Source organism: Bradyrhizobium sp. 147 (genome assembly GCF_023073935.1).
In the GTDB taxonomy this organism is placed as follows: domain Bacteria; phylum Pseudomonadota; class Alphaproteobacteria; order Rhizobiales; family Xanthobacteraceae; genus Bradyrhizobium.
In genome coordinates, this window is record NZ_JADPKL010000144.1 from 38,400 (window position 1) to 63,540 (window position 25,141).

Genomic DNA, 25,141 nt, shown 5'->3' on the forward strand with positions numbered 1-25,141 from the left:
CCTCGCCCAAGAACGCGGACCCCGGCACCGAGTCGGTGATTCCCTGATGCACGGCGTTCGGCCGACGCGAAGCCGCAGATTTTCGGCGCTTGGATTGGCCGCGCCGGCCCCTTGCGGCTCGACCAACGCCAGCCGAAAATTCAGGCGAGACGGGGCATCGTGGCAAGCCTCGGAAGGCTGGAAAGCCTGCCACGAGCCAGCGGATTGGTGTGTGGGCGGGAAAACACGCTCACTTTGGTAATAAAGCTACATTTAGTCCGGGTATAATTGTCTTCGGACCTAGCAAATCGAGCGCTTCATTCCCATGTCAGGCAGGGGCGGTGAGGTGGCCGAGGGGCTATTTCTGCAGGCGCCTGAAGCGCTTTGTGACTGTCGTTTCACCTTGACTTGATCGATTCTCACTTATAGAAAGCGCCTCACTTAACGACAGGCGGTGAGCATCGCCAGCGTCGGAACGGGCCACCCGTTTGATCCCTCAGGGGGTCGCCAAGGCGGGCACCAACCTCGACGAATGCCGCTCAAACGCTGTCGATCATAGCTAGGCAATGCCAGTGCGATTTTAGTTCTCTTGAGCACGTTCTCATGAGATCGAACTCGGATGCATGACCTCAGTGCGCGGGCCACGGCATTGTGCTGACCGGTCCAATACTGCGGTCCTCTGTGGCGTCGAAGCGCTTTCCGCTCGGTGATGGAGCGGTTGGCGCAATTTCGCTTTGTGCGGATTGATCTGCGCAAGGCGGCTCCGTCGGGCCGGTAGCTCGAAAGAATTTGCGGTCCCGGCAACGGGCCGCGGCAAGACAGCGGACCCGGAAGGGGCCGCGGCAGAACAAAGGGTAAGGCCAGGATGCCGACGATCAACCAGCTGATCGCTCAACCGCGGGAAGTGCAGAAGTCGCGCAAGAAGGTGCCGGCGCTGCAGCAGTCGCCGCAGAAGCGTGGTGTTTGCACCCGCGTCTACACCACCACTCCGAAGAAGCCGAACTCGGCGCTTCGTAAGGTCGCCAAGGTGCGCCTGACCAACGGCTTCGAGGTGATCGGCTACATCCCCGGCGAAGGTCATAACCTCCAGGAGCACTCGGTGGTCATGATCCGCGGCGGCCGCGTCAAGGACTTGCCCGGCGTGCGCTACCACATCCTCCGCGGCGTTCTGGATACCCAGGGCGTCAAGAACCGTAAGCAGCGTCGTTCGAAGTACGGCGCCAAGCGTCCGAAGTAAGCGGGAACCTCGTCCATGTCTCGTCGCCATTCTGCTGAAAAGCGTGAAGTCCTTCCCGATCCGAAGTTCGGGAACATCATCGTCACGAAGTTCATGAACTCGGTGATGTATGCCGGCAAGAAGTCGGTCGCCGAGGGCATCGTCTACGGTGCGTTCGGTATCATCGAAACCAAGACCAAGCAGAACCCGCTTGGCGTGTTCGAGCAGGCGCTCGAGAACGTCATGCCGACGATCGAAGTGCGTTCCCGCCGCGTCGGCGGCGCGACCTACCAGGTTCCGGTCGAGGTTCGCTCGACCCGCCGGCAGGCTCTGGGCATTCGCTGGCTGATCGCGGCCGCGCGCGAGCGCAACGAGAAGACGATGACCGAGCGGCTCTCGGCGGAGCTTTTGGATGCGTCGAACAACCGGGGGAACGCCGTCAAGAAGCGCGAAGACGTGCACCGCATGGCGGAAGCCAACCGCGCCTTCTCGCACTATCGCTGGTAACGGCGAAACAAACGGACTCGCAAGGAACACCCCATGCCCCGCCAACATGCCATCGAGGACTACCGTAATTTCGGTATCATGGCGCATATCGACGCCGGCAAGACGACGACGACCGAGCGTATCCTCTATTACACCGGCAAGAGCCACAAGATCGGCGAAGTGCACGAAGGTGCCGCGACGATGGACTGGATGGAGCAGGAGCAGGAGCGTGGCATCACGATCACCTCGGCTGCGACTACCGCGTTCTGGAACGGCAAGCGCCTGAACATCATCGACACGCCCGGCCACGTCGACTTCACCATCGAAGTCGAGCGCAGCTTGCGCGTGCTCGACGGCGCCGTCTGCGTGCTCGACTCGAACCAGGGCGTCGAGCCCCAGACCGAGACGGTCTGGCGCCAGGGCGACAAGTACAAGGTTCCGCGCATCGTCTTCGCCAACAAGATGGACAAGATCGGTGCGGACTTCTTCAAGTGCCTGGCTGACATCGTCGATCGCCTCGGCGCCAAGCCCGTCGCGATCCAGCTTCCGATCGGTGCCGAGAACAACTTCAAGGGTCTCGTCGACCTCGTGAAGATGAAGGGCGTCGTCTGGAACGATGAATCGCTCGGCGCGAAATTCGACTATGTCGACATTCCGGAAGAGCTCGTCGACCAGGCCAAGGAATACCGCGAGAAGATGGTGGAAGCCGCCGTCGAGCTCGACGACGACGCCATGGCCGCTTATCTCGACGGCAAGGAGCCGGACGAGGCGACGTTGAAGCGGCTGATCCGCAAGGCGGTGCTGACCGGCGCGTTCTATCCCGTGCTGTGCGGCTCGGCCTTCAAGAACAAGGGCGTGCAGCCGCTGCTCGACGCCGTCGTCGACTATCTGCCGTCGCCGCTCGATGTGCCCGCGATCAAGGGCACCGACGACAAGGGCAACGAAGTCGTGCGCAAGGCGGACGACAAGGAGCCGTTGGCGCTGCTCGCGTTCAAGATCATGGACGACCCGTTCGTCGGCACCATCACCTTCTGCCGCATCTACTCCGGCGTTCTGCAGAGCGGCACCGGCGTCGTGAACTCGACCCGCGAGAAGAAGGAGCGCATCGGGCGCATGCTGTTGATGCATGCGAACAACCGCGAGGACATCAAGGAAGCCTATGCCGGCGACATCGTCGCGCTGGCCGGCCTGAAGGAAGCGCGCACCGGTGACACGTTGTGCGATCCCGACAAGCAGGTGATCCTGGAGAAGATGGAATTCCCCGAGCCGGTTATCGAGATCGCGATCGAGCCGAAGTCCAAGGCTGACCAGGAGAAGCTGGGCGTGGCGCTGGCCAAGCTCGCCGCGGAGGATCCGTCCTTCCGCGTGTCGACCGACCACGAGTCCGGCCAGACCATCCTCAAGGGCATGGGCGAACTTCATCTCGACATCAAGGTCGACATCCTCAAGCGCACCTACAAGGTCGACGCCAACATCGGTGCGCCGCAGGTGGCGTTCCGTGAGCGCATCACCAAGCGGGTGGAGCACAGCTACACCCACAAGAAGCAGACCGGCGGTACCGGCCAGTTCGCGGCCGTGTCGTTCATCGTCGAGCCAAACGAGCCCGGCAAGGGCTTCGAGTTCGAATCGAAGGTCGTCGGCGGCGCGGTGCCGAAGGAATACATCCCCGGCGTCGAGAAGGGCCTGGAGAGCGTGCTGTCATCGGGCGTGGTCGCTGGCTTCCCCGTGGTCGACGTCAAGGTGACGCTCGTCGACGGCAAGTATCACGACGTCGACTCGTCGGCGCTCGCCTTCGAAATCGCCTCGCGCGCCTGCTTCCGCGAAGCGCTCCAGATGGGCAAGTCCGTCCTGCTCGAGCCGATCATGAAGGTCGAAGTGGTGACCCCGGAAGACTACACCGGCTCGGTCATCGGCGACCTGAACTCCCGGCGCGGTCAGATCCAGGGTCAGGACATGCGCGGCAACGCCAACGTCATCAATGCGATGGTGCCGCTCATGAACATGTTCGGTTACGTGAACAATCTGCGCTCGATGAGCCAGGGTCGCGCGACCTTCACCATGCAGTTCGACCACTACGCAGAAGCGCCGGCCAACGTGTCGGCAGAAGTCCAGAAGAAGTTTGCCTGATTGTCGTCGGTCTCAAGCTGACGATTGAACGGAGAGTCAAATGGCCAAAGCAAAGTTTGAACGTAACAAGCCGCACTGCAACATCGGCACCATCGGTCACGTCGACCATGGCAAGACGTCGCTGACCGCGGCGATCACCAAGATCCTCGCCGAGACCGGCGGCGCGACGTTCACCGCGTACGACCAGATCGACAAGGCGCCGGAAGAGAAGGCGCGCGGCATCACCATCTCGACCGCCCACGTCGAGTACGAGACGAAGAACCGCCACTACGCCCACGTCGACTGCCCCGGCCACGCCGACTACGTCAAGAACATGATCACCGGCGCCGCCCAGATGGACGGTGCGATCCTGGTCGTGTCGGCCGCTGACGGCCCGATGCCGCAGACCCGCGAGCACATCCTGCTCGCCCGTCAGGTCGGCGTGCCCGCGCTCGTCGTGTTCCTCAACAAGTGCGACATGGTTGACGATCCGGAGCTGCTCGAGCTCGTCGAACTCGAAGTTCGCGAGCTGCTCTCGAAGTACGAATTCCCCGGCGACAAGATTCCGATCATCAAGGGTTCGGCGCTCGCCGCTCTCGAAGATTCCGACAAGAAGCTCGGCCACGACGCCATCCTCGAGCTGATGCGCAACGTCGACGAGTACATCCCGCAGCCGGAGCGTCCGATCGACCAGCCGTTCCTGATGCCGGTTGAAGACGTGTTCTCGATCTCAGGCCGCGGCACCGTCGTGACCGGCCGTGTCGAGCGCGGCGTCGTCAAGGTTGGCGAGGAAATCGAGATCGTCGGTCTGCGCGCGACCCAGAAGACCACCGTCACCGGCGTCGAAATGTTCCGCAAGCTGCTGGATCAGGGCCAGGCCGGCGACAACATCGGCGCGCTGCTCCGCGGCACCAAGCGCGAGGACGTCGAGCGCGGCCAGGTTCTGGCCAAGCCCGGTTCGGTCAAGCCGCACACCAAGTTCAAGGCCGAGGCCTACATCCTCACCAAGGAAGAGGGCGGTCGCCACACCCCGTTCTTCACCAACTACCGTCCGCAGTTCTACTTCCGCACCACCGACGTGACCGGTGTCGTGCACCTGCCGGAAGGCACCGAGATGGTGATGCCGGGCGACAACATCGCGATGGAAGTGCACCTGATCGTGCCGATCGCGATGGAGGAGAAGCTCCGCTTCGCGATCCGCGAAGGCGGCCGCACCGTCGGTGCCGGCGTCGTCGCCTCGATCATCGAGTAAACAAGCGAATAGGGAATGGTGAGTGGCGAATAGGGAATTCTATTTCGCTGCTCGCTACTCGCCACTCTACTCAAAGAAAGCACGGCAATGAACGGCCAAAACATTCGTATCCGTCTCAAGGCGTTCGACCATCGTATCCTCGATACGTCGACCCGTGAGATCGTGAACACGGCGAAGCGCACCGGCGCGCAGGTCCGCGGACCCATTCCGCTGCCCACCCGCATCGAGAAGTTCACCGTCAACCGTTCGCCCCACGTCGACAAGAAGAGCCGCGAACAGTTCGAGATGCGCACTCACAAGCGCCTGCTCGACATCGTCGATCCGACCCCGCAGACCGTCGATGCTTTGATGAAGCTCGACCTTGCCGCCGGTGTCGACGTCGAGATCAAGCTCTAAGATTTTGGATCCCGTTCGCGTCAAGCGGACAGAAAGAACAGGAAGCAAGCCGATGCGCTCCGGAGTGATCGCACAAAAGGTCGGGATGACGCGGGTCTTCACGGAGGCCGGCGAACATATTCCCGTGACCGTGCTGAAGCTCGGCAATTGCCAGGTCGTAGGCCACCGCACCGAAGAGAAGAATGGTTACGTCGCGCTCCAGCTCGGTTCTGGCAGCCGCAAGACCGTTTACATGCCCAAGGCCGAGCGCGGTCAGTTCGCCGTCGCCAAGGTCGAGCCGAAGCGCCGGGTCGAGGAATTCCGCGTCACCGCGGATGCCATGATCCCGGTCGGCGCCGAGATCCAGGCCGATCACTTCGTCGTCGGCCAGTTCGTCGACGTGACCGGCACCTCCGTCGGTAAGGGGTTTGCCGGCGGTATGAAGCGCTGGAACTTCGGCGGTCTGCGCGCCACGCACGGTGTGTCGATCTCGCACCGCTCGATCGGTTCGACCGGTGGCCGTCAGGACCCCGGCAAGACCTGGAAGAACAAGAAGATGCCCGGCCACATGGGTGTCGATCGCATCACCACGCTCAATCTTCGTGTCGTCCAGACCGATGTCGAGCGCGGCCTGATCCTCGTCGAAGGCGCCGTTCCCGGCTCCAAGGGCGGCTGGATCCGCGTGCGCGACGCCGTCAAGAAGCCGCTGCCGAAGGAAGCTCCGAAGCCCGGCAAGTTCAAGGTTGCTGGCGAAGCGGAAGCCGCCCCGGCTGCGCAGGAGGCGTGAGATGGAATTGAAGGTCACGACCCTCGAAGGTAAGGAAGCCGGCTCGGTCCAGCTTTCCGACGCCATTTTCGGCCTTGAGCCGCGCGAGGACATCATCGCGCGCTGCGTGCAGTGGCAGCTCAACAAGCGCCAGGCCGGCACGCACAAGGCCAAGGGCCGCGCCGAGATCTGGCGCACCGGCAAGAAGATGTACAAGCAGAAGGGCACCGGCGGTGCTCGTCACGGCTCGGCCCGCGTGCCGCAGTTCCGTGGCGGCGGCCGTGCCTTCGGCCCGGTGGTGCGCTCGCACGCCACCGACCTGCCGAAGAAGGTCCGCGCGCTCGCGCTGAAGCATGCGCTCTCGGCCAAGGCCAAGGACGGCGATCTCGTCGTGATCGAGAAGGCCGCGCTGGAAGCCGCCAAGACCAAGGCGCTGCTCGGTCACTTCTCGGGCTTGGGACTCACCAACGCGCTGATCATCGACGGTGCCGAGCTCAACAACGGATTTGCCGCGGCCGCGCGTAACATCCCGAACATGGACGTGCTGCCGATCCAGGGCATCAACGTCTATGACATCCTGCGCCGTCAGAAGCTCGTTCTGACCAAGGCCGCCATCGATGCGCTGGAGGCGCGCTTCAAATGACGAAGAACATCGAGCCTCGCCACTACGACGTGATCCTGTCGCCGGTCGTGACCGAAAAGGCGACGATCGCCTCGGAGCACAACAAGGTGCTGTTCAAGGTGGCCGCGAAGGCGACCAAGCCGCAGATCAAGGAAGCGATCGAGAAGCTGTTCGACGTCAAGGTCAAGAGCGTCAACACGCTGGTCCGCAAGGGCAAGACCAAGGTCTTCCGCGGCAATCTCGGCTCGCAGTCGAACAGTAAGCGCGCGATCGTGACCCTCGAAGAGGGCCACCGGATCGACGTCACCACCGGTCTGTAAGGTCGTACGACGATGGCACTGAAGACATTCAATCCCACGACGCCGGGCCAGCGCCAGCTGGTCATGGTCGATCGTTCGGCCCTCTACAAGGGCAAGCCGGTCAAGGCGCTCACCGAGGGTAAGCACTCCTCGGGCGGCCGCAACAACACCGGCCGTATCACCGTGCGTTTCCGCGGCGGTGGTCATAAGCAGACGCTGCGCACCGTCGACTTCAAGCGCGACAAGGTCGATGCGCCGGCGACGGTTGAGCGGCTCGAATATGATCCGAACCGCACCGCGTTCATCGCGCTGGTCAAGTACCAGGACGGCACCCAGGCCTATATCCTGGCGCCACAGCGTCTGGCCGTCGGTGATTCCGTCGTTGCCGGCAACTACGTCGACGTGAAGCCGGGCAACGTCATGCCGCTCGGCAACATGCCGGTCGGCACGATCATCCACAACATCGAAGTCAAGATCGGCAAGGGCGGTCAGCTCGCCCGTTCCGCGGGCACCTACGCCCAGCTCGTCGGTCGCGACCAGGACTACGTGATCATCCGCCTGAACTCGGGCGAGCAGCGCCTGGTGCACGGCCGTTGCCGTGGCACGATCGGCGCCGTGTCGAACCCGGATCACATGAACACCTCGATCGGCAAGGCCGGCCGCAACCGTTGGCTGGGCCGCAAGCCGCACAACCGCGGCGTTTCGATGAACCCGATCGACCATCCGCACGGCGGTGGTGAAGGTCGTACCTCGGGCGGTCGCCACCCGGTCACTCCGTGGGGCAAGCCGACCAAGGGCAAGAAGACCCGCACCAACAAGTCGACCAACAAATTCATTCTCCTAAGCCGCCACAAGCGGAAGAAGTAAGGAACGCCGGACATGGTTCGTTCAGTCTGGAAAGGCCCGTTCGTCGAGGGTTCTCTGCTCAAGAAGGCAGATGCCGCGCGCGCGTCCGGCCGTCACGACGTCATCAAGATCTGGAGCCGTCGCTCGACGATCCTGCCGCAGTTCGTCGGCCTGACCTTCGGTGTCTACAACGGCCAGAAGCACGTGCCGGTGGCCGTCAACGAGGAAATGGTCGGTCACAAGTTCGGCGAGTTCTCGCCGACCCGGACCTTCCATGGCCACTCCGGCGACAAGAAAGCCAAGAAGGCTTGAGGATTAAACGATGAGCAAACCTAAGCGCGAACGGAGCCTCGCCGACAACGAGGCCAAGGCGGTCGCCCGGATGCTGCGGGTAAGCCCGCAGAAGCTCAACCTGGTCGCCCAGCTCATTCGCGGCCGGAAGGCGTCTGCCGCGCTCGCCGACCTGCAGTTTTCGCGCAAGCGGATCGCGGTCGATGTGAAGAAGTGCCTGGAATCGGCTATCGCCAATGCCGAGAACAATCACGACCTCGACGTCGATGATCTCGTCGTGGCGCAGGCTTTCGTCGGCAACGGCCTCGTGATGAAGCGCTTCGCCGCCCGCGGCCGTGGCCGCTCGGGCCGTGTCTACAAACCATTTTCGCAGCTGACGATCATCGTTCGTCAGGTCGAAGCCGAAGCAGCAGCCGCTTAAAGGCGCAGGAGAACACGATGGGTCAAAAGATCAATCCGATCGGTCTGCGTCTCGGCATCAACCGGACCTGGGATTCTCGCTGGTTCGCCGGCAAGCAGGAATACGGCAAGCTGCTGCACGAGGACGTCAAGATCCGCGAGATCCTGCACAAGGAACTCAAGCAGGCCGCCGTCGCCCGCATCGTGATCGAGCGTCCGCACAAGAAGTGCCGCGTCACCATCCACTCGGCCCGTCCGGGCGTGGTGATTGGCAAGAAGGGCGCCGACATCGACAAGCTGCGCAAGAAGGTCGCGGACATTACCTCGTCCGACGTCGTCATCAACATCGTCGAGATCCGCAAGCCGGAGCTCGACGCGACGCTGGTGGCCGAGTCGATTGCGCAGCAGCTCGAGCGCCGCGTGGCGTTCCGCCGCGCCATGAAGCGCGCTGTGCAGTCGGCGATGCGTCTCGGCGCGGAAGGCATCCGCATCAATTGCTCGGGACGGCTTGGCGGTGCGGAAATCGCGCGCATGGAGTGGTACCGCGAAGGTCGCGTGCCGCTGCACACGCTGCGCGCCGACATCGACTACGGCGTTGCGACCGCGTTCACAACCTTCGGCACGTGCGGCGTCAAGGTCTGGATCTTCAAGGGCGAGATCCTCGAGCACGATCCGATGGCCCAGGACAAGAGAATGGCCGAAGGCGAGACGGGCGGCAGTGGTGATCGTGGTGGCCGTCAGCGCCGCGATTCGGCTGCAGCCTGAGCCAGCACAGGAATTTGAGGGCTTAAAGCCATGATGCAACCTAAGAAAACGAAGTTCCGGAAGGCGCATAAGGGCCGCATCCACGGCGTTGCGTCTTCGGGCGCGACGTTGGCTTTCGGCCAGTACGGCCTGAAGGCGACCGAGCCTGAGCGCGTCACCGCGCGCCAGATCGAAGCCGCCCGCCGCGCGCTGACCCGCCACATGAAGCGCGCCGGCCGCGTCTGGATCCGCGTGTTTCCCGACGTTCCGGTATCGAAGAAACCGGCCGAAGTCCGCATGGGCTCCGGCAAGGGTTCGCCGGAACTGTGGGTCGCGCGCGTCAAGCCGGGCCGGGTGCTGTTCGAGATCGACGGCGTCAACACCCAGACCGCGCGCGAGGCGCTGACCCTGGCGGCCGCCAAGCTGCCGATCAAGACGCGCTTCGTCGAACGAATTGCGGAGTAATGGCCATGGCCCAGATGAAGATCGAAGACATCCGCGCGATGAGCCCCGACCAGCAGGATGATGCCATCCTGAACCTGAAGAAGGAGCGCTTTAACCTGCGCTTCCAGCGCGCCACCGGGCAGCTCGAGAACACCTCGCGCCTGCGCGAGGCTAGGCGCGACATCGCCCGGATCAAGACCGTCGCCGCGCAGACGCGCGCGAAGAAGAAGTAAGAGGCTTACGAAGATGCCGAAACGTACTTTGCAGGGCGTGGTCGTCAGCGACAAGCAAGCCAAGACCATCGTGGTGCGCGTCGACCGCCGCTTCACGCACCCGATCTACAAGAAGACGATCCGCCGTTCGAAGAACTATCACGCGCACGACGAGAGCAACCAGTTCAAGCCGGGCGACGTGGTGTGGATCGAGGAATCGAAGCCGATTTCGAAGTTGAAGCGCTGGGTCGTGATCCGGGGCGAGCACAAGAAAAGCGCCTGATCTTTTGGCTTTAGCCGACTGACTTCAGGGAAATGTTGAGCGCCGGCTGGGCTGGCGCAAAGAGAAGAGGACGAGGTGCATCAATGATTCAGATGCAGACCAACCTCGACGTGGCCGACAATTCTGGCGCACGCCGTGTCATGTGTATCAAGGTGCTCGGAGGATCCAAGCGCCGCTACGCCACGATCGGCGACATCATCGTCGTCTCGATCAAGGAAGCCATCCCGCGTGGCAAGGTGAAGAAGGGCGACGTGATGAAGGCCGTCGTGGTGCGCGTCCGCAAGGACATCCGCCGCGCCGACGGTTCGGTGATTCGCTTCGACCGCAACGCGGCCGTCCTGATCAATAACCAGGCCGAGCCGGTCGGAACCCGCATCTTCGGGCCCGTGCCGCGCGAGCTGCGCGCCAAGAACCACATGAAGATCATTTCGCTCGCGCCGGAGGTGCTGTGATGGCTGCGAAGATCCGCAAGGGCGACAAGGTCGTCGTGCTGACCGGTCGCGACAAGGGCCGGACCGGCGAGGTGTTCGAGGTACGTCCCGACGCCGGCACTGCGCTCGTGCGCGGCATCAACATGGTCAAGCGTCACCAGAAGCAGACGCAGGCCCAGGAGGGCGGCATCATCTCGAAAGAGGCGCCGATCCAACTGTCCAACATCGCGTATGTCGGCAAGGACGGAAAGCCGACCCGCGTCGGATTCAAGATTCTGGCGGACGGCAAGAAGGTCCGCATCGCCAAGAGCTCGGGAGCTGAGATCGATGGCTGAGGCCGCTTACACGCCGCGCCTGCGCGCGGAATATGATGCGAAGATCCGCACGGCGCTGACCGAGAAGTTCGGTTACGAGAACGTCATGCAGGTTCCGCGTCTGGACAAGGTCGTGCTAAATATGGGCGTTGGCGATTCCGTCAACGATCGCAAGAAGGCCGAGACCGCCGCTGCCGAATTGACCCAGATCGCCGGCCAGAAGGCGATCGTGACCTATTCGCGCGTCGCGATCGCGACCTTCAAGCTGCGTGAGAATCAGCCGATCGGCTGCAAGGTCACACTGCGCAAGGCGCGCATGTACGAGTTCATCGATCGCCTGGTGACGGTCGCGCTGCCGCGCGTCCGCGACTTCCGCGGCCTGAACCCGAAGAGCTTCGACGGCCGCGGCAACTACTCGCTCGGCATCAAGGAGCACATCATTTTCCCCGAGATCGACTTCGACAAGGTCACGGAAGCCCGCGGTATGGACATCACCGTCTGCACCACGGCCAAGACCGACGAAGAGGCGAGGGCCTTGTTGACCGCTTTCAATTTCCCGTTCCGGCAGTGAGACGCTGACCTAAAGCCTCTCAAACGCGGATACCCAGGAGCCAAGCATGGCAAAGAAGAGTTCAGTCGAGAAGAACAACCGGCGCAAGCGGATGGTGAAGAACGCCGCCGCCAAGCGCGAGCGGTTGAAGGCGATCATCGCCGACAAGAAGCTGCCGATGGAAGAGCGCTTCGCTGCGACGTTGAAGCTGGCGGAAATGCCGCGTAACTCGTCGGCGACCCGGATCCGTCTGCGTTGCGAGCTGTCCGGCCGTCCCCGCTCGAACTACCGCAAGAACAAGCTGTCCCGTATCGCACTGCGCGACCTTGGCTCCAAGGGCATGGTCCCGGGCCTCGTGAAGTCGAGCTGGTAAGGAGGGTCGTTTAGATGTCTACGCACGATCCAATCAGCGATCTGATCACCCGCATCCGCAACGCGCAGATGCGCTCCAAGACCAAGGTCTCCACGCCTGGCTCGAAGATGCGCGAGAACGTGCTCGAGGTGCTGAAGTCCGAGGGCTACATCCGCGGTTACGCCACGCTCGAGCATCCCTCGGGCCGCAGCGAGATCGAGATCGAGCTGAAGTATTTCGACGGCGAGCCCGTCATCCGCGAGATCGAACGGGTCTCCAAGCCGGGACGTCGTGTCTACGCCTCGGTGAAGGCTCTGCCGCGGGTCAACAACGGACTCGGCATTTCGGTGTTGTCGACGCCGAAGGGGATTATGGCCGACCACAGCGCGCGCGACGCGAATGTGGGCGGCGAAGTCCTCTTCACGGTGTTCTGAGAAGGATTTTTGATCCATGTCACGTGTTGGCAAAAGGCCTGTAGCGGTTCCGTCGGGCGTTACCGCGACCGTTGAAGGGCAGACCGTCAAGATGAAAGGGCCCAAGGGCCAGCTTCAGTTCGTCGTCCATGACGACGTCGAGGTGAAGCTCGAGAGCGGCGAGATCAAGGTCAAGCCGCGGTTCGAGACCAATCGCGCGCGGGCGCTTTACGGCACCGCTCGCGCTCAGGTCGCGAACCTCGTCGAGGGCGTCACCAAGGGCTTCGAGAAGAAGCTCGAGATCACCGGCGTCGGCTACCGCGCCGCGATGCAGGGCAAGAACCTGCAGCTCGCGCTCGGTTACAGCCACGACGTGATCTATCCGATCCCGGAAGGGATCACGATTACCGTGCCGAAGCCGACCGAGATCACGGTGACCGGCAGCGACGTCCAGCGCGTTGGTCAGGTCGCAGCCGAGATCCGCGGCTATCGCCCGCCGGAGCCCTACAAGGGCAAAGGCGTGAAGTATGTTGGCGAATTCATCTTCCGCAAGGAAGGCAAGAAGAAGTAACGGAGCCGGTCATGTCGAAAGCCAAGGTTACGAATGCCCGGCGCAAGCGGAGTGTGCGGCTGAAGCTGCGCCGCTCCGGGGGTGGCCGCCCGCGCCTGTCGGTGTTCCGCTCGTCCAAGCACATCTACGCCCAGGTCATCGACGACCTCAAGGGCGAGACGCTGGCCTCTGCCTCTTCGCTCGAGAAGTCGATGCGGGACGGCGGCAAGACCGGCGCCGACATCGATGCGGCGAAGGCGGTCGGCAAGCTGCTGGCGGAGCGCGCTGCCGAGAGGGGCGTCAAAGAAGTCGTGTTCGATCGCGGCAGCTATCTCTATCACGGGCGCGTCAAGGCTCTTGCCGACGCCGCGCGTGAGAGCGGGCTGAGCTTCTAACAGAATTTGAGGATTGAGGCGCAAGCCTCTGAAGGATTGGAAAAACCATGGCAGCTGAACGCGAACAACGTGGTGGACGCGATCAACGCGGCGGCGGACGTGAACGCAGGGAGCGCGAGGAGCGCGACAGCGAGTTCGTCGACAAGCTCGTCCACATCAACCGCGTGGCCAAGGTCGTCAAGGGCGGCAAGCGCTTCGGTTTCGCAGCGCTGGTCGTGATCGGCGATCAGAAGGGCCGCGCCGGCTTCGGTCACGGCAAGGCGCGCGAAGTGCCTGAGGCGATCCGCAAGGCGACCGAATCCGCCAAGCGCAACCTGACTCGCGTGTCGCTGCGCGAGGGCCGCACGCTCCATCACGACATCGCCGGCCGTCATGGCGCGGGCCGTGTCTACCTGCGTGCCGCTCCGGCCGGCACCGGCATCATCGCCGGTGGCCCGATGCGCGCCGTCTTCGAGACGCTCGGCGTCCAGGACGTGGTGGCGAAGTCGATCGGCTCGTCGAACCCGTACAACATGGTTCGTGCGACCTTCGACGCGCTGAAGCATCAGGATTCGCCGCGCTCGGTTGCTGCGCGCCGCAACATCAAGGTGTCCACCCTCCAGTCCCGTCGTATCGGCGGTGACGCCGAGGCGGCTGCCGAGTAACGGAAGCTTTCGGAGTAGACTCCCATGGCCAAGGCCGCAAAGACGATCAAGCTCGAGCAGACCGGCAGCGCGATCCGCCGCCATCACTCGCAGCGCTCGACGCTGATCGGGCTCAAGCTCAACAAGATCGGCCGCACCAGCGAACTGCCGGATACCCCGGCGGTCCGCGGCATGATCGAGAAGGTTCACCATCTCGTCCGCATCGTCGACGAGAAGTAAGAAACGGCGCAGGATCCCGAAAAGCGGGCACCCGGTTTTCGGTGAAGATCGTGCGCAAGACACAAGGAGAAGGGCGATGAAGCTCAGCGATATCGCCGACAACGCCGGCTCGCGCAAGAAGCGTATGCGCGTCGGCCGCGGCATCGGTTCGGGCAAGGGCAAGCAGTCGGGCCGCGGCGGCAAGGGCCAGACCGCGCGTTCGGGCGTGCGCATCAAGGGTTTCGAAGGCGGCCAGATGCCGATGCATCGCCGTCTGCCGAAGCGCGGCTTCAACAACATCTTCCGCGTCGAGTTCGCCGAGATCAATCTCGACCGGCTCCAGGAAGCGGTCGATGCCAAGAAGATCGACGCCGGCAGCGTCGTGAACGTCGAGGCGCTGGTGAAGGGCGGCGTGCTGCGCCGCGCCAAGGGCGGCCTGCGGCTGCTCGGCCGCGGCGAACTCAAGTCCAAGCTCAACATCGAAGCGCACGGCGCCTCAAAGACCGCGATCGCGGCGGTCGAGAAGGCCGGCGGTTCGGTGAAGATCCTCGCCCCTGCCAAGGAAGAAGGCAAGGCGGCGTAACAACTGCGTCATTGGCCCGCGCCTCGCGGGCCTTTACGCATGCGGGACGATGGACTTATCGAAGCCGAGCCCCAGATAATGTCCGGCGTCCGCTAAAGCATGATCGGGACCCGAAAGACCGCGTTAGCGCAAAGTGTGAAGCGGTTTTCCGAGAAGATCATGCTGAAAACGACAACCTAGAGCGCCATGATGAGGCATCCTGATCTCATCGCGCTTTAGAGTAGCCCGGCCGCGGGCATGACGGCGCAACAGGCGGCGGGAGAAAGTCCAAGATGGTCTCTGCAGCGGAACAACTGGCAGCCAACCTCAATTTCGGCGCGTTCGCCAAGGCCGACGAACTGAAGAAGCGCATCTGGTTCACCCTGGGTGCGCTGCTCGTTTATCGGCTCGGCACCTACATCCCGCTGCCCGGCATCGATCCCAACATCTGGGAGCAGGTGTTCCGGTCCCAGGCGGGCGGCATCCTCGGCATGTTCAACATGTTCGCCGGCGGTGGCATCCACCGCATGGCGATCTTCGCGTTGAATATCATGCCGTATATCTCGGCCTCGATCATTATCCAGCTCCTGACCACCGTCTCACCTCAGCTTGAGGCGCTGAAGAAGGAAGGCGAGGCCGGCCGCAAGACGCTCAACCAGTACACCCGCTATCTCACCGTCATCCTGGCCGCATTCCAGTCCTACGGCATCGCGGTGGGCCTCGAGGGCGCCGGCAACGTCGTCAGCGAGCCTGGCCTATTCTTCCGCCTGTCCACGGCGATCACACTGACCGGCGGCACCATGTTCCTGATGTGGCTCGGCGAGCAGATCACCTCGCGCGGCATCGGCAACGGCATCTCGCTGATCATTCTCGCCGGCATCGTGGCCGAGCTGCCCGCGGCGCTCGCCAACATGCTCGAGCTCGGCCGTCAGGGGGCGATGTCGACCGGTCTGATCCTGGTCGTCATCATCATGGCGGTCGCCGTGATCGCCTTCATCGTGTTCATGGAGCGCGCGCAGCGCCGCCTGCTGATCCAGTATCCGAAGCGTCAGGTCGGCAACAAGATGTTCGAGGGCCAGTCCTCGCATCTGCCGCTCAAGCTCAACACTTCGGGCGTGATCCCGCCGATCTTCGCGTCCTCGCTGCTGCTGCTGCCGACCACGGTGGCGAACTTCAACGCCGGCAGCGGACCGGAATGGTTCCAGTGGATCACCACCCAGCTCGGCCACGGCCGTCCGCTGTTCCTGATCATGTATCTGGCGCTGATCGTTTTCTTCGCCTTCTTCTACACCGCGATCGTGTTCAACCCGACCGAGACCGCGGACAATCTGAAGAAGCACGGCGGCTTCATTCCGGGCATCCGTCCCGGCGAGCGCACCGCCGAATATATCGACTACGTGCTGTCACGCATCACCGTGCTCGGCGCGATTTATCTGGCGATCGTCTGCTTGATTCCGGAGATCCTGATCTCCTACGCCTCGGTGCCGTTCTACTTCGGCGGCACCTCGCTGCTGATCGTCGTCAGCGTCACCATGGACACGGTGGCGCAGGTGCAGGGCTATCTGCTGGCGCATCAGTACGAAGGCCTGATCCGCAAGTCGAAGCTGCGCGGCCGCCGCCGCTAAGCGCGGCGTCCCCTGAAGGCGGCGCGATTACGCCGCCGATTCGCTCCGCCACCAACTTGCGGCGCTTGCACGGCAGCAGCCATTCGGTCGCATCGGCAGAGCTGTACTCACAGCAGCACAATCACTGATTTCAAAGCCCTTCTTGGCGTCAGCCCATCCGCTCCCCTATGATATGGGTAGCGGTGCAGCGCCGATTATGGTTTGCACTGTCCTTGATCTTCAAACACAGGTGCGCGACGTATCGCTCACCAATCCGGGGGGGCGTACGCCGATGAGAATTATACTTCTGGGACCGCCGGGGTCGGGCAAGGGGACCCAGGCGCAGCTGCTGGTGCAGCGCTATGGCATCGTCCAGCTCTCGACCGGCGAGATGCTGCGCGCGGCCGTTGCGGCAGGAACGCCGGTCGGGCTGAAGGCCAAGGAGATCATGGCCAGCGGCGGCCTCGTGCCCGACGAGGTCGTGGTCGGAATCATCTCCGACCGCATCGACCAGCCGGATGCCAAGAACGGTTTCATCCTCGACGGTTTCCCACGCACCGTGCCGCAGGCCGAGGCGCTGGACGAACTGCTCAAGCGCAAGCATCTCAAGCTCGATGCCGTGATCGAGCTGCGTGTCAACGAGAGCGCGCTCCTGAACCGCGTCGAGACCCGCGTCGCCCAGATGCGCGAGCGCGGGGAGGAGGTCCGGGTCGACGACACCCCGGAGGTCCTGACCAAGCGCCTCGCCAGCTACCGCAGCCAGACGGAACCGCTGATTCACTACTATTCCGAGCGGCGGAAGCTCTCGACCATCGACGGCATGATGGCCATCGACGAGGTCACCCGTGCCATCCACCGCCAGCTCCTGGCGCTCGGGGCGGTCGAGCCCAAGAGCCACGGCAAGACGCATGCCCGCAGTGCGGCCAAGGCTGCGCCGGCCAAGAAGGCCAAGGCAGCGAAGACAGCGGCCAAAAAGCCGGCAAAAACGGCCAAAAAGACAACCAAATCCGCAAAAAAGACCGCCAAGAAGGCCCTGAAGGGCGCCGGCAAGGCCGCCCGGAAGACAGCAAAGAAGGCGACCAGGAAGACTGCCAAAAAGGCCGTCAAGAAGGGTGCCAAAAAGGCCGCAAAAAAGGTCACGAAAAAGCGAGCCAAACGCTAGCAGCGGTTGACGAGCGCCCCCGGAATCCCCTAATAAGCCCCGCATCCAAGTCGGATAGTTTCAGACGATGCCGGGCCCCAGGAAGACCGGGGGTGGGCGTCGTGTTCGCGTTTGTGAACACCTGCCCGAGAACACAAGCACTTAAAGCCCGATCCTGACGAGGATCGGCGACAGGAGAGAAGGCCGTGGCCCGTATTGCCGGCGTGAACATTCCCACCAACAAGCGCGCGCTGATCGCGCTCCAGTATATCCATGGCATCGGCCCGAAGATCGCCAGTGAGATCCTGGAGAAGGTGAAGATCCCCGCGGATCGTCGCGTCAATCAGCTCAGCGACGCCGAAGTGCTCCAGATCCGCGAAGTGATCGACCGCGACTATCTCGTCGAGGGCGATCTGCGTCGTGAGGTCGGTATCAACATCAAGCGTCTGATGGACCTCGGCTGCTATCGCGGCCTGCGTCATCGTCGCGGTTTGCCGGTGCGCGGTCAGCGCACTCATACCAACGCGCGCACGCGCAAGGGCCCGGCGAAGGCCATCGCCGGCAAGAAGAAGTAAACTGGCGAATTGGAAGTGGCGAGTGGCGAGTAGGGGCGTTTCCCTATTCGCCATTTGCTACTCGCTATTCGCTTCCACAGGTGTAGCCGCTGGCATTACGGCGGCGTTTGAGATCGTCAGGAAAGGGACTCAATGGGCAAGGAAGCCACCCGCGTTCGCCGCCGTGAGCGCAAGAACATCGCCTCCGGCGTCGCGCATGTGAACTCGTCGTTCAACAACACGACTATCACCATCACGGATGCGCAGGGCAACACGATTGCCTGGTCTTCCGCCGGCACGATGGGCTTCAAGGGTTCGCGCAAGTCGACCCCGTATGCCGCGCAGGTTGCCGCCGAGGACGTGTCCAAGAAGGCGCAGGAGCACGGTATGCGCACGCTGGAAGTCGAAGTGGCCGGTCCCGGTTCGGGCCGCGAATCGGCGCTCCGCGCGCTCCAGGCCGCGGGCTTCACCGTCACTTCGATCCGCGACGTGACCACGATCCCGCACAACGGTTGCCGTCCCCGGAAGCGTCGGCGCGTTTAATACGAAGTTGCGAGCGCGTCGGCGCTCGCGATGTTTTTTGCGAAGCCGCGGGAATCATCTGCGGCCTTTCTCCAACGCCAGTATTTGAGTTTCAAATTGACTGGCCTGTATGGGTGAAACAGTGACGATCCAGAAAAATTGGCAAGAACTGATTCGACCGAACAAGCTCCAGGTTACGTCCGGCAGCGATTCGAACCGTTTCGCGACCATCGTCGCCGAGCCGCTCGAGCGCGGCTTCGGCCAGACCCTCGGCAACGCGCTGCGGCGCATCCTGCTCTCCTCGCTCCAGGGCGCGGCGGTGCAGTCGGTGCACATCGACGGCGTGCTGCACGAGTTCTCCTCGATCGCTGGCGTCCGTGAGGACGTCACCGACATCGTGCTCAACATCAAGGACATCTCGATCAAGATGCAGGGCGAGGGCCCCAAGCGCATGGTCGTGAAGAAGCAGGGCCCGGGCGTCGTCACCGCTGGCGACATCCAGACCGTCGGCGACGTCACCGTGCTCAACCCCGACCTCCAGATCTGCACCCTCGACGAGGGTGCGGAGATCCGCATGGAGTTCACGGTCTCGACCGGCAAGGGTTACGTACCCGCCGAGCGCAACCGTCCCGAGGACGCGCCGATCGGCCTGATCCCGGTCGACAGCCTGTACTCGCCGGTCCGCAAGGTCTCCTACAAGGTCGAGAACACCCGCGAGGGTCAGATCCTCGACTACGACAAGCTGACCATGACGATCGAAACCAACGGTGCGATCTCGCCGGATGATTCCGTGGCCTACGCCGCGCGCATCCTCCAGGATCAGCTCAACGTGTTCGTCAATTTCGAAGAGCCGCGGAAGGAAGTCGCCCAGGAGATCATCCCGGACCTCGCCTTCAACCCGGCTTTCCTCAAGAAGGTGGACGAGCTCGAGCTCTCGGTGCGTTCGGCCAATTGCTTGAAGAACGACAACATCGTTTATATCGGCGATCTCGTGCAGAAGAGTGAAGCGGAAATGCTCCGCACCCCGAACTTTGGCCGCAAGTCGCTGAACGAGATCAAGGAAGTGCTGGCCCAGATGGGGCTGCACCTCGGCATGGAAGTGCCGGGCTGGCCGCCGGAAAACATCGACGAGCTCGCCAAGCGCTTCGAGGATCACTACTGATCGACTTCACCGTCGTGGCCGGAGACATCCGGCCACGATTTTCATGGGCGAACGCAGGAAGCCCACCTGAGCAACTTGTCCGACGAACCGTCGCGGCAGTTCATACGTAAGGAATAAACACATGCGTCACGGCAAGGTTCATCGGAAGCTCAACCGCACGGCCGAGCATCGCAAGGCGATGTTCGCTAACATGGCGGCTGCGCTGATCAAGCACGAGCAGATCGTCACCACGCTGCCCAAGGCCAAGGAGCTCCGCCCGATCGTCGAGAAGCTCGTCACCCTCGGCAAGAAGGGTGGCCTGTCGCTACGCCGCCAGGCGATCGCGGAGCTGCGCGACCTCGACATGGTCAAGAAGCTCTTCGATACGCTCGCGGCCCGCTACAAGGACCGCCAGGGCGGCTACACCCGCATCATCAAGGCCGGCTTCCGCTACGGCGACAACGCCCCGATGGCCGTAATCGAGTTCGTCGACCGCGACGTCGATGCCAAGGGCCAGGATTCCGGTCCGGTGCAGGAAAAGGAAGCCGAGGCGGCGTAAGCCTTTCGGCAGTCCGAAATTTGAAAGCGGCGCCCTCGGGCGCCGCTTTTTTTCCGTGCCGTGCTTCGAGCGCCGGAAGGGTGGAGCTTCGCTTTTTTGGAGCAGCGGGAATCCGAAGGAGCTCGATCAAAGCCATCTGAGGATCAGCAGCAAGCCCTACGATAGCCGCGGAACGTGGCTTGTGCATCTGGATGTCTCTTCCGAAGTTTGGAAGACGCCCGACCCGGATCTGCAGAATTCGGCGACCGTGCGTTTCGCACCGAATGCTGCAGAAGGCTTCGCGAGCGCTCTGAATGATGCGCACGCTTGGCTTTGCCCGCCTACGATTCCGTGTTGTGGCCGTTGGTACTCACGCGTCGGTGAGCGGTGATTGCGATGGCACGCGGGGCACATATTTCCACCAACCTCAATGGAGATAACGCATGAACATCGACCTTTCGGGAAAAACCGCGCTGGTGACCGGCTCCACTGCCGGCATCGGCCGCGCCATCGCCAAGGGCCTTGCCGCTTCGGGCGCCAGCGTCGTGATCAACGGCCGCGGCCGGAACAAGGTCGATGCCGCCGTCCGCAAGCTGGAAGAGACCGGCGCCAAGATCCGTGGCATCGCCGCCGACGTCTCAACGGCGGCAGGCTGCGAGGCGCTCGTGGCGGCGCTTCCCGAGATCGACATCCTCATCAACAATGCCGGCATCTTCGAGCCGAAGGAGTTTTTCGAGATTCCCGACGAGGACTGGAGTCGCTTCTTCGAAGTCAACGTGATGAGCGGCGTCCGTCTGTCGCGGGCGTATATGAAAGGCATGTTGAAGCGCAATTGGGGCCGCATCGTCTTCATCTCCTCGGAGTCCGGACTCAACATTCCCGTCGAGATGATTCACTACGGCATGAGTAAGACGGCCCAGCTCTCGGTCGCGCGGGGCCTCGCGCAGCTCACTTGCGGCACCGGCGTCACAGTTAATTCCGTGCTGCCCGGCCCGACCATGTCCGAGGGCGTCGAGACCTTCGTCAAGGATCTCGCTAGGCAGAACGGACAGTCGGTGGAAGAGGCCGCCGCCAATTTTGTCAGGCAGCATCGCCCGAGTTCGCTGCTGCAACGCTTCGCCAGCGTCGACGAGATCGCCAACATGGTGGTCTATGTCGCGTCCAAGGAAGCATCCGCGACCAACGGTGCGGCGTTGCGGGCGGAAGGCGGCATCGTCAACACCATTGCGTGAGGTCGGCATGACAGCCTATGTGATTTCCGAAGTCGAGATGCGCGATCCCGATGAATTTGAAGCCTATCGTACGCTGGCCGAGAAGACGATCGCGCAATACGGCGGGCGTTATCTCGTCCGCGGCGGCAAGGCTGAACTGGCCGAAGGTAATCTTCCACCGAAGGCTATCGTCATCGTCGAATTCCCGTCGATGGCGAGGCTGAAGGAATGGTACGCTTCAACGGAATATGCCGAAGCGCTAAGAGTGCGGCAGACGGCGCTGGAGCGGCGGCTGATGTTCGTCGAAGGCGTGGCGGAAACGTAGGGTGGGTTACGCCTTCGGCTAACCCACCCTACGCACCGACGCCGGAGCCGCTACCACCCCTCCAGCACGATCTTGCCGCGCGACTTGCCGCTTTCGAGCAGCGCGTGCGCGCGCTTGAGGTTGGCCGCATTGATGGTGCCGAAGGTCTGGTCGAGCGTGGTGCGCAACACGCCCTTGTCGATGAGGTCGGCGACGTCATCGAGCAGATGATGCTGCGCGATCATGTCGGGGGTCTGGAACGAGGAACGCGTGAACATCGACTCCCAGTGCACCGAGATCGCCTTGCCCTTGAATGTGCTCATGGCGAATTCCGGCGGATCGTCGATCAGGCCGAACTTGCCCTGCGGTGCCATGAACTCAGCGATCGCCTTGTAGTGCTGGTCGGTGAAGGTGAGGCTTGCGACCAACGCGACCGGCGGCAGCCTCAAGCTCTCGATCTGCTCCTTCATCGGCTTGCCGTGGTCGATCACCGCATGGGCGCCGAGATCGAGGCACCATTTTTGCGACTCCGGCCGCGTCGCGGTCGCGAGCACTGTGAGGCCAGTGAGGCGGCGGGCGAGCTGGATCAGGATCGAGCCGACGCCACCGGCGCCGCCGGTGATCAGCAGTGTGCGCGGATCGACGCTCTTGCCGGGTATTGCGCCGAGACGATCGAACAGAAGCTCCCATGCGGTGATGGAGGTGAGGGGGAGGGCGGCCGCTTGCGCGAACGACAGGCTCTTCGGCTTGTTGCCGACGATGCGCTCGTCAACCAGGTGGTATTCCGAGTTGGTACCCTGACGCAGAATAGAACCAGCGTAAAACACTTCATCACCTGGCTTGAACAGCGTGACGTCGGGACCGATGGCATCGACCACGCCCGCCGCGTCATAGCCGAGGATCTTGATCTCGCCCTCGGGCGGGGCGGCGCGCTTGCGCACCTTGTAGTCGACCGGGTTGGCCGAGATCGCCTTCACGGCGACGCGGATGTCGCGCCCTCCAGGCTCGGGTTTTGCGGTCTCGAAATCAATGAGTGAATCCGCGTCCTCGATCGGAAGCGATTTCCTGTAGCCGACGGCCTTCATGGCTTGTCTCCATCAGATGGCTTCTGTTCGCTCGCCGCCCTAACTGTCGCTCTGGCCCCGATTTGGCAAGTACTGTAAATTTGGGGATATAGTCCCTGTTTGGATACTATCGGAAAAACACGCATGAAACGGCGCAATTTTGCCCGGCGCCCCGGCTGCTCGGTCGAGGCGACGCTGGATCTGATCGACGGCAAGTGGAAGGGTGTCATCCTCTACCACCTCCAGAGCGGCACCCAGCGCTTCGGCGAATTGCGTCGCCGGATGCCCGGCATCACCCAGCGCATGCTGACCAAGCAGCTTCGCGCGCTTGAGGAGGACAAGCTCGTGATTCGGAAGGTCTATGCGGAGGTGCCGCCGCGCGTGGAGTATTGCCTCTCCGAACTCGGCGAGAGCCTCTAGCCAGTCATCGACATCCTGAAGGCCTGGGGCGAGAGCCACCAGCAGCGGCTGTCCTGTGCGCCGCCGCCGGTCGTGGTGAAGAAGCCGAAGCGCGCGGCGTAAACATCCGGGAGCGGATCGATCTGCTCCCGGATGAGATTGCCTCAGAACGCGAACTGCGTGCGCATCGCGACGGCGTCGAACTTCGAGCCGACATCGGCGGTCGAGATCGGCGAGGCCTGCCGTGACACAGTTCCGTGCAGGTAGTCGAGCATGAAGCGGACGTTGCCGTTGACGTACCAGTTGAGCGCGAGCGTGTAGACCGTCTGCCGTCCGCCGGCGACGCCGTTGGCGGTTGCCAGCTGGTCGTTGAGATCGATGGTGGAGAAACGTCCCGCGATCTCCCAGGCGCCCCAGCCGCCACCGTCGAGCGAGAACGGGTGCGCCGGCTTGACGCCGCTATAGGCCGCGTTGGCCGCATTGTAGGTCCGGCCTTCGCCCGTCAGCACGTATCCGGCCTGGGCATAGCCGCCCTGGAATTTCAGGCTCGGTGCGCCGACCAGTGGCACGCCGGTGTTGGCTGTGCGATCGACATTGTACCAGAAGTACTCACCCTGAACGATGAACGGGCCGTAGGTCGCCGCTGCCTCGACGCTGTAGACCTGCGCGCCTGAGGCATTGGCGATAGCGCCGGTGGAGATCAGCGTGGTCGGGTCGAGACGCAATTCCGGACGGTCGCTGAGCGTGACCGTCTGCGTGTTGGCGATCAGGTTGCGCGGCGGCTGGATCAGCCATTGCGCGTCGGCGCCGATATGTACCGAATAATCCTTGCCGCTGATCGGATTGCCGGCCACGCGCGCCACCGCGCCATATTGCTCGCTGGTACCGGGTGGTGCCGCGCTCGACGCGGAGTGGATCGCACCGGTCGACGGTCCCGTGACATAGCCGCCGATCCAGAGCTGGTCGTTGAACCAGCGCGCACCGGCTGCGGAGCGGAAGTCGCCGGCCGCGATGTTGGTTGCGATCACGCCGGGCGAGGCGCGCTCCATGAACATGATGTCGTTGGAACTCGTCGCCTCGTCCATGGTGTAGGGCAGGTCCATGATGCCGGCCTCGATCGCCATCCGTCCGCCGAACGGCTTCAAGCCGGTGTAGCTGAGATAGGCGTTCTCGACCCCGGAGACGCCACCGCCCGGAAGGGATCCCGGCGCCGCGCCGCCAAATCCATCGGACGAGCCGCCGAAGTCGTAGACCAGCGCGAAGTTCCAGTCGTTGAAGAACTTGCCGGTGAGGCCGATGCGCGCGCGGCGAACGTTCTGGCCGCTGTCGAGCTTCTGCGGCACAGTCGCCGCGGTGTTCGGACGATAGTCATAGCCACCGACATCCCAGTGCAGGCGGCTGGTGATGGCAACGCAATTGGCCTGATCCGCGGTGCAGACAGTCGGCCGGTTGTTCGGCATCGTCACGACGACACCGGAGGCCGGCGCCGGTCCTTTGACGGGGATTGCCGCATTGGCGTTGGCAACGACGGCCTTTGCCTCCGAGCGCGCCTCGGCCTTAGCTTCAGCCTTCGCTTCGGCTCTGGCCTTCGCCGTAGCCGCTGTGTTCGCCGCGGTCTGGCTCTGGAGCTTGTCGAGCTTCTGCTCCAGCATCTTCAGCTGCTGCTTCAACAGCGCGATCTCCTCGCTGCTGCTTACCGTTTGGGCTTGGGCTTGGGCCTGCGAGGCCGCCAGCGCGCCGGCGAGACCAATCGCCGTGGCCGCAATCCTTGTTCTGCTCATGTCATGACTCCATCGTTTGACGAACTTCCCCAAGTCGCTGGCGGAGCCTAGGTGTGATCGATGACTGCCCCGCGACGCTGCGCCCGGTTGCGCGGTTCCCACTGATGCCAATTCGCCGCAACCGAATCCGCTCGACACTACAATGGTGGATGA

35 protein-coding genes and 1 pseudogene are annotated in these 25,141 nt (G+C 63.1%); 34 read left to right on the plus strand and 2 right to left on the minus strand.

What is annotated here, in order from left to right; translation table 11 throughout:
* The first annotated feature begins 844 nt into the window (after window positions 1-844).
* The 33 genes from rpsL to IVA87_RS34895 all read left to right on the plus strand — a co-directional run bounded on the left by rpsL (window position 845) and on the right by IVA87_RS34895 (window position 21,765).
* Window positions 845-1,216 carry a 30S ribosomal protein S12 gene (rpsL, locus tag IVA87_RS34735; RefSeq protein ID WP_007603006.1) on the plus strand — a complete coding sequence of 124 codons (372 nt, stop codon included), beginning with the start codon at window positions 845-847 and terminating at the stop codon, window positions 1,214-1,216.
* 15 nt (window positions 1,217-1,231) lie between these two features.
* Complete coding sequence (gene rpsG / locus IVA87_RS34740; RefSeq protein WP_035709569.1) at window positions 1,232-1,702, plus strand: 30S ribosomal protein S7; 471 nt, start codon at window positions 1,232-1,234, stop codon at window positions 1,700-1,702.
* A 33-nt stretch (window positions 1,703-1,735) separates the two neighbouring features.
* On the plus strand, window positions 1,736-3,808 hold the full coding sequence (gene fusA / locus IVA87_RS34745; protein WP_247337592.1) for an elongation factor G: 2,073 nt from the start codon (window positions 1,736-1,738) through the stop codon (window positions 3,806-3,808).
* A 40-nt stretch (window positions 3,809-3,848) separates the two neighbouring features.
* Window positions 3,849-5,039, plus strand: coding sequence for an elongation factor Tu (tuf, locus tag IVA87_RS34750; RefSeq protein ID WP_211406468.1), 1,191 nt, complete (start codon window positions 3,849-3,851; stop codon window positions 5,037-5,039).
* An 87-nt stretch (window positions 5,040-5,126) separates the two neighbouring features.
* On the plus strand, window positions 5,127-5,435 hold the full coding sequence (rpsJ, locus tag IVA87_RS34755) for a 30S ribosomal protein S10 (protein ID WP_002712302.1): 309 nt from the start codon (window positions 5,127-5,129) through the stop codon (window positions 5,433-5,435).
* A gap of 52 nt (window positions 5,436-5,487) precedes the next feature.
* Window positions 5,488-6,201, plus strand: a complete 714-nt coding sequence (gene rplC, locus IVA87_RS34760) for a 50S ribosomal protein L3 (protein WP_247306305.1) — start codon at window positions 5,488-5,490, stop codon at window positions 6,199-6,201.
* A gap of 1 nt (window position 6,202) precedes the next feature.
* Window positions 6,203-6,823: a 50S ribosomal protein L4 gene (gene rplD, locus IVA87_RS34765; RefSeq protein ID WP_018647243.1), complete on the plus strand. Its 621-nt coding sequence runs from the start codon at window positions 6,203-6,205 to the stop codon at window positions 6,821-6,823.
* The gene (locus IVA87_RS34770) at window positions 6,820-7,122 is read left to right on the plus strand and encodes a 50S ribosomal protein L23 (RefSeq protein ID WP_008136362.1); all 303 of its coding nucleotides are present in this window, start codon (window positions 6,820-6,822) and stop codon (window positions 7,120-7,122) included. The genes rplD and IVA87_RS34770 overlap by 4 nt, the downstream gene beginning before the upstream one ends.
* 12 nt (window positions 7,123-7,134) lie before the next feature.
* Window positions 7,135-7,968, plus strand: a complete 834-nt coding sequence (gene rplB / locus IVA87_RS34775; protein ID WP_247337593.1) for a 50S ribosomal protein L2 — start codon at window positions 7,135-7,137, stop codon at window positions 7,966-7,968.
* A 12-nt stretch (window positions 7,969-7,980) separates the two neighbouring features.
* Window positions 7,981-8,259 (plus strand): 30S ribosomal protein S19, encoded by a 279-nt coding sequence (rpsS, locus tag IVA87_RS34780; RefSeq protein ID WP_008136357.1) that lies wholly within the window; start codon window positions 7,981-7,983, stop codon window positions 8,257-8,259.
* Between the two features lie 10 nt (window positions 8,260-8,269).
* On the plus strand, window positions 8,270-8,659 hold the full coding sequence (rplV, locus tag IVA87_RS34785; RefSeq protein WP_035729589.1) for a 50S ribosomal protein L22: 390 nt from the start codon (window positions 8,270-8,272) through the stop codon (window positions 8,657-8,659).
* Between the two features lie 17 nt (window positions 8,660-8,676).
* On the plus strand, window positions 8,677-9,402 hold the full coding sequence (rpsC, locus tag IVA87_RS34790; protein WP_247279364.1) for a 30S ribosomal protein S3: 726 nt from the start codon (window positions 8,677-8,679) through the stop codon (window positions 9,400-9,402).
* Between the two features lie 30 nt (window positions 9,403-9,432).
* Window positions 9,433-9,846, plus strand: coding sequence for a 50S ribosomal protein L16 (gene rplP, locus IVA87_RS34795; RefSeq protein ID WP_018647247.1), 414 nt, complete (start codon window positions 9,433-9,435; stop codon window positions 9,844-9,846).
* Between the two features lie 5 nt (window positions 9,847-9,851).
* Window positions 9,852-10,058 (plus strand): 50S ribosomal protein L29, encoded by a 207-nt coding sequence (rpmC, locus tag IVA87_RS34800; RefSeq protein ID WP_011088144.1) that lies wholly within the window; start codon window positions 9,852-9,854, stop codon window positions 10,056-10,058.
* 13 nt (window positions 10,059-10,071) lie between these two features.
* On the plus strand, window positions 10,072-10,320 hold the full coding sequence (gene rpsQ / locus IVA87_RS34805) for a 30S ribosomal protein S17 (RefSeq protein ID WP_008549247.1): 249 nt from the start codon (window positions 10,072-10,074) through the stop codon (window positions 10,318-10,320).
* A gap of 83 nt (window positions 10,321-10,403) precedes the next feature.
* Window positions 10,404-10,772: a 50S ribosomal protein L14 gene (gene rplN, locus IVA87_RS34810; RefSeq protein ID WP_008549246.1), complete on the plus strand. Its 369-nt coding sequence runs from the start codon at window positions 10,404-10,406 to the stop codon at window positions 10,770-10,772.
* On the plus strand, window positions 10,772-11,086 hold the full coding sequence (gene rplX / locus IVA87_RS34815; RefSeq protein WP_011088142.1) for a 50S ribosomal protein L24: 315 nt from the start codon (window positions 10,772-10,774) through the stop codon (window positions 11,084-11,086). Before rplN ends, rplX begins: the two co-directional genes overlap by 1 nt.
* Window positions 11,079-11,636, plus strand: coding sequence for a 50S ribosomal protein L5 (gene rplE, locus IVA87_RS34820; protein WP_247279365.1), 558 nt, complete (start codon window positions 11,079-11,081; stop codon window positions 11,634-11,636). The genes rplX and rplE overlap by 8 nt, the downstream gene beginning before the upstream one ends.
* Window positions 11,637-11,682: 46 nt before the next feature.
* A complete protein-coding gene (rpsN, locus tag IVA87_RS34825) occupies window positions 11,683-11,988 on the plus strand; it encodes a 30S ribosomal protein S14 (RefSeq protein WP_018647251.1) in 306 nt (101 codons plus the stop codon).
* A gap of 14 nt (window positions 11,989-12,002) precedes the next feature.
* Window positions 12,003-12,401, plus strand: a complete 399-nt coding sequence (gene rpsH, locus IVA87_RS34830; RefSeq protein ID WP_008549240.1) for a 30S ribosomal protein S8 — start codon at window positions 12,003-12,005, stop codon at window positions 12,399-12,401.
* Window positions 12,402-12,417: 16 nt separating this feature from the next.
* Entirely contained in the window at window positions 12,418-12,951 is a 534-nt protein-coding gene (gene rplF / locus IVA87_RS34835) for a 50S ribosomal protein L6 (RefSeq protein ID WP_247337595.1), read from the plus strand.
* A gap of 11 nt (window positions 12,952-12,962) precedes the next feature.
* Window positions 12,963-13,325: a 50S ribosomal protein L18 gene (gene rplR / locus IVA87_RS34840; RefSeq protein WP_247337597.1), complete on the plus strand. Its 363-nt coding sequence runs from the start codon at window positions 12,963-12,965 to the stop codon at window positions 13,323-13,325.
* A 47-nt stretch (window positions 13,326-13,372) separates the two neighbouring features.
* The gene (gene rpsE, locus IVA87_RS34845; RefSeq protein ID WP_247306313.1) at window positions 13,373-13,969 is read left to right on the plus strand and encodes a 30S ribosomal protein S5; all 597 of its coding nucleotides are present in this window, start codon (window positions 13,373-13,375) and stop codon (window positions 13,967-13,969) included.
* A 24-nt stretch (window positions 13,970-13,993) separates the two neighbouring features.
* Window positions 13,994-14,188 carry a 50S ribosomal protein L30 gene (gene rpmD / locus IVA87_RS34850; protein ID WP_011088137.1) on the plus strand — a complete coding sequence of 65 codons (195 nt, stop codon included), beginning with the start codon at window positions 13,994-13,996 and terminating at the stop codon, window positions 14,186-14,188.
* A 76-nt stretch (window positions 14,189-14,264) separates the two neighbouring features.
* A complete protein-coding gene (gene rplO / locus IVA87_RS34855; RefSeq protein ID WP_247337598.1) occupies window positions 14,265-14,750 on the plus strand; it encodes a 50S ribosomal protein L15 in 486 nt (161 codons plus the stop codon).
* A 272-nt stretch (window positions 14,751-15,022) separates the two neighbouring features.
* The gene (gene secY / locus IVA87_RS34860; RefSeq protein WP_247279369.1) at window positions 15,023-16,354 is read left to right on the plus strand and encodes a preprotein translocase subunit SecY; all 1,332 of its coding nucleotides are present in this window, start codon (window positions 15,023-15,025) and stop codon (window positions 16,352-16,354) included.
* 271 nt (window positions 16,355-16,625) lie between these two features.
* The gene (locus IVA87_RS34865) at window positions 16,626-17,495 is read left to right on the plus strand and encodes an adenylate kinase (protein ID WP_247337600.1); all 870 of its coding nucleotides are present in this window, start codon (window positions 16,626-16,628) and stop codon (window positions 17,493-17,495) included.
* A 185-nt stretch (window positions 17,496-17,680) separates the two neighbouring features.
* Window positions 17,681-18,049, plus strand: coding sequence for a 30S ribosomal protein S13 (gene rpsM / locus IVA87_RS34870; protein ID WP_247279371.1), 369 nt, complete (start codon window positions 17,681-17,683; stop codon window positions 18,047-18,049).
* Between the two features lie 132 nt (window positions 18,050-18,181).
* A complete protein-coding gene (rpsK, locus tag IVA87_RS34875; RefSeq protein ID WP_007603045.1) occupies window positions 18,182-18,571 on the plus strand; it encodes a 30S ribosomal protein S11 in 390 nt (129 codons plus the stop codon).
* Window positions 18,572-18,680: 109 nt separating this feature from the next.
* Window positions 18,681-19,712, plus strand: a complete 1,032-nt coding sequence (locus tag IVA87_RS34880) for a DNA-directed RNA polymerase subunit alpha (RefSeq protein ID WP_247306321.1) — start codon at window positions 18,681-18,683, stop codon at window positions 19,710-19,712.
* A gap of 121 nt (window positions 19,713-19,833) precedes the next feature.
* Window positions 19,834-20,250, plus strand: a complete 417-nt coding sequence (rplQ, locus tag IVA87_RS34885) for a 50S ribosomal protein L17 (RefSeq protein ID WP_247337602.1) — start codon at window positions 19,834-19,836, stop codon at window positions 20,248-20,250.
* 422 nt (window positions 20,251-20,672) lie between these two features.
* Entirely contained in the window at window positions 20,673-21,461 is a 789-nt protein-coding gene (locus IVA87_RS34890) for an SDR family oxidoreductase (protein WP_247337603.1), read from the plus strand.
* 7 nt (window positions 21,462-21,468) lie between these two features.
* Window positions 21,469-21,765, plus strand: a complete 297-nt coding sequence (locus IVA87_RS34895; RefSeq protein WP_247337617.1) for a DUF1330 domain-containing protein — start codon at window positions 21,469-21,471, stop codon at window positions 21,763-21,765.
* Between the two features lie 50 nt (window positions 21,766-21,815).
* Here IVA87_RS34895 and IVA87_RS34900 read toward each other — a convergent pair whose 3' ends face one another.
* Entirely contained in the window at window positions 21,816-22,829 is a 1,014-nt protein-coding gene (locus tag IVA87_RS34900; RefSeq protein ID WP_247337604.1) for a zinc-binding alcohol dehydrogenase family protein, read from the minus strand.
* Window positions 22,830-22,952: 123 nt separating this feature from the next.
* On the opposite strand from IVA87_RS34900, the pseudogene IVA87_RS34905 reads away from it, so the two are divergent.
* A pseudogene (locus IVA87_RS34905) lies at window positions 22,953-23,330 on the plus strand (helix-turn-helix domain-containing protein).
* Between the two features lie 41 nt (window positions 23,331-23,371).
* On the opposite strand, the gene IVA87_RS34910 reads toward IVA87_RS34905, so the two are convergent.
* Entirely contained in the window at window positions 23,372-24,988 is a 1,617-nt protein-coding gene (locus tag IVA87_RS34910; RefSeq protein WP_247306335.1) for an OprO/OprP family phosphate-selective porin, read from the minus strand.
* Window positions 24,989-25,141 lie beyond the last annotated feature (153 nt).

Coding starts and splice junctions, on each gene's coding strand:
- rplF (WP_247337595.1), top strand. CDS start 12,418: ATGTCACGTGTTGGCAAAAGGCCTGTAGCGGTTCCGTCGGGCGTTACC.
- IVA87_RS34910 (WP_247306335.1), bottom strand. CDS start 24,988: ATGAGCAGAACAAGGATTGCGGCCACGGCGATTGGTCTCGCCGGCGCG.
- rplO (WP_247337598.1), top strand. CDS start 14,265: ATGAAGCTCAGCGATATCGCCGACAACGCCGGCTCGCGCAAGAAGCGT.
- rplQ (WP_247337602.1), top strand. CDS start 19,834: ATGCGTCACGGCAAGGTTCATCGGAAGCTCAACCGCACGGCCGAGCAT.
- rplV (WP_035729589.1), top strand. CDS start 8,270: ATGAGCAAACCTAAGCGCGAACGGAGCCTCGCCGACAACGAGGCCAAG.
- rplR (WP_247337597.1), top strand. CDS start 12,963: ATGTCGAAAGCCAAGGTTACGAATGCCCGGCGCAAGCGGAGTGTGCGG.
- rpsE (WP_247306313.1), top strand. CDS start 13,373: ATGGCAGCTGAACGCGAACAACGTGGTGGACGCGATCAACGCGGCGGC.
- rplB (WP_247337593.1), top strand. CDS start 7,135: ATGGCACTGAAGACATTCAATCCCACGACGCCGGGCCAGCGCCAGCTG.
- rpsN (WP_018647251.1), top strand. CDS start 11,683: ATGGCAAAGAAGAGTTCAGTCGAGAAGAACAACCGGCGCAAGCGGATG.
- rplP (WP_018647247.1), top strand. CDS start 9,433: ATGATGCAACCTAAGAAAACGAAGTTCCGGAAGGCGCATAAGGGCCGC.
- rpmD (WP_011088137.1), top strand. CDS start 13,994: ATGGCCAAGGCCGCAAAGACGATCAAGCTCGAGCAGACCGGCAGCGCG.
- rpsS (WP_008136357.1), top strand. CDS start 7,981: ATGGTTCGTTCAGTCTGGAAAGGCCCGTTCGTCGAGGGTTCTCTGCTC.
- rpsK (WP_007603045.1), top strand. CDS start 18,182: ATGGGCAAGGAAGCCACCCGCGTTCGCCGCCGTGAGCGCAAGAACATC.
- fusA (WP_247337592.1), top strand. CDS start 1,736: ATGCCCCGCCAACATGCCATCGAGGACTACCGTAATTTCGGTATCATG.
- rpsL (WP_007603006.1), top strand. CDS start 845: ATGCCGACGATCAACCAGCTGATCGCTCAACCGCGGGAAGTGCAGAAG.
- rpsJ (WP_002712302.1), top strand. CDS start 5,127: ATGAACGGCCAAAACATTCGTATCCGTCTCAAGGCGTTCGACCATCGT.
- tuf (WP_211406468.1), top strand. CDS start 3,849: ATGGCCAAAGCAAAGTTTGAACGTAACAAGCCGCACTGCAACATCGGC.
- rplD (WP_018647243.1), top strand. CDS start 6,203: ATGGAATTGAAGGTCACGACCCTCGAAGGTAAGGAAGCCGGCTCGGTC.
- rpsQ (WP_008549247.1), top strand. CDS start 10,072: ATGCCGAAACGTACTTTGCAGGGCGTGGTCGTCAGCGACAAGCAAGCC.
- rpmC (WP_011088144.1), top strand. CDS start 9,852: ATGGCCCAGATGAAGATCGAAGACATCCGCGCGATGAGCCCCGACCAG.
- IVA87_RS34880 (WP_247306321.1), top strand. CDS start 18,681: ATGGGTGAAACAGTGACGATCCAGAAAAATTGGCAAGAACTGATTCGA.
- rpsG (WP_035709569.1), top strand. CDS start 1,232: ATGTCTCGTCGCCATTCTGCTGAAAAGCGTGAAGTCCTTCCCGATCCG.
- rplE (WP_247279365.1), top strand. CDS start 11,079: ATGGCTGAGGCCGCTTACACGCCGCGCCTGCGCGCGGAATATGATGCG.
- secY (WP_247279369.1), top strand. CDS start 15,023: ATGGTCTCTGCAGCGGAACAACTGGCAGCCAACCTCAATTTCGGCGCG.
- IVA87_RS34770 (WP_008136362.1), top strand. CDS start 6,820: ATGACGAAGAACATCGAGCCTCGCCACTACGACGTGATCCTGTCGCCG.
- IVA87_RS34900 (WP_247337604.1), bottom strand. CDS start 22,829: ATGAAGGCCGTCGGCTACAGGAAATCGCTTCCGATCGAGGACGCGGAT.
- IVA87_RS34895 (WP_247337617.1), top strand. CDS start 21,469: ATGACAGCCTATGTGATTTCCGAAGTCGAGATGCGCGATCCCGATGAA.
- rpsC (WP_247279364.1), top strand. CDS start 8,677: ATGGGTCAAAAGATCAATCCGATCGGTCTGCGTCTCGGCATCAACCGG.
- rpsH (WP_008549240.1), top strand. CDS start 12,003: ATGTCTACGCACGATCCAATCAGCGATCTGATCACCCGCATCCGCAAC.
- IVA87_RS34890 (WP_247337603.1), top strand. CDS start 20,673: ATGAACATCGACCTTTCGGGAAAAACCGCGCTGGTGACCGGCTCCACT.
- rplX (WP_011088142.1), top strand. CDS start 10,772: ATGGCTGCGAAGATCCGCAAGGGCGACAAGGTCGTCGTGCTGACCGGT.
- IVA87_RS34865 (WP_247337600.1), top strand. CDS start 16,626: ATGAGAATTATACTTCTGGGACCGCCGGGGTCGGGCAAGGGGACCCAG.
- rplN (WP_008549246.1), top strand. CDS start 10,404: ATGATTCAGATGCAGACCAACCTCGACGTGGCCGACAATTCTGGCGCA.
- rplC (WP_247306305.1), top strand. CDS start 5,488: ATGCGCTCCGGAGTGATCGCACAAAAGGTCGGGATGACGCGGGTCTTC.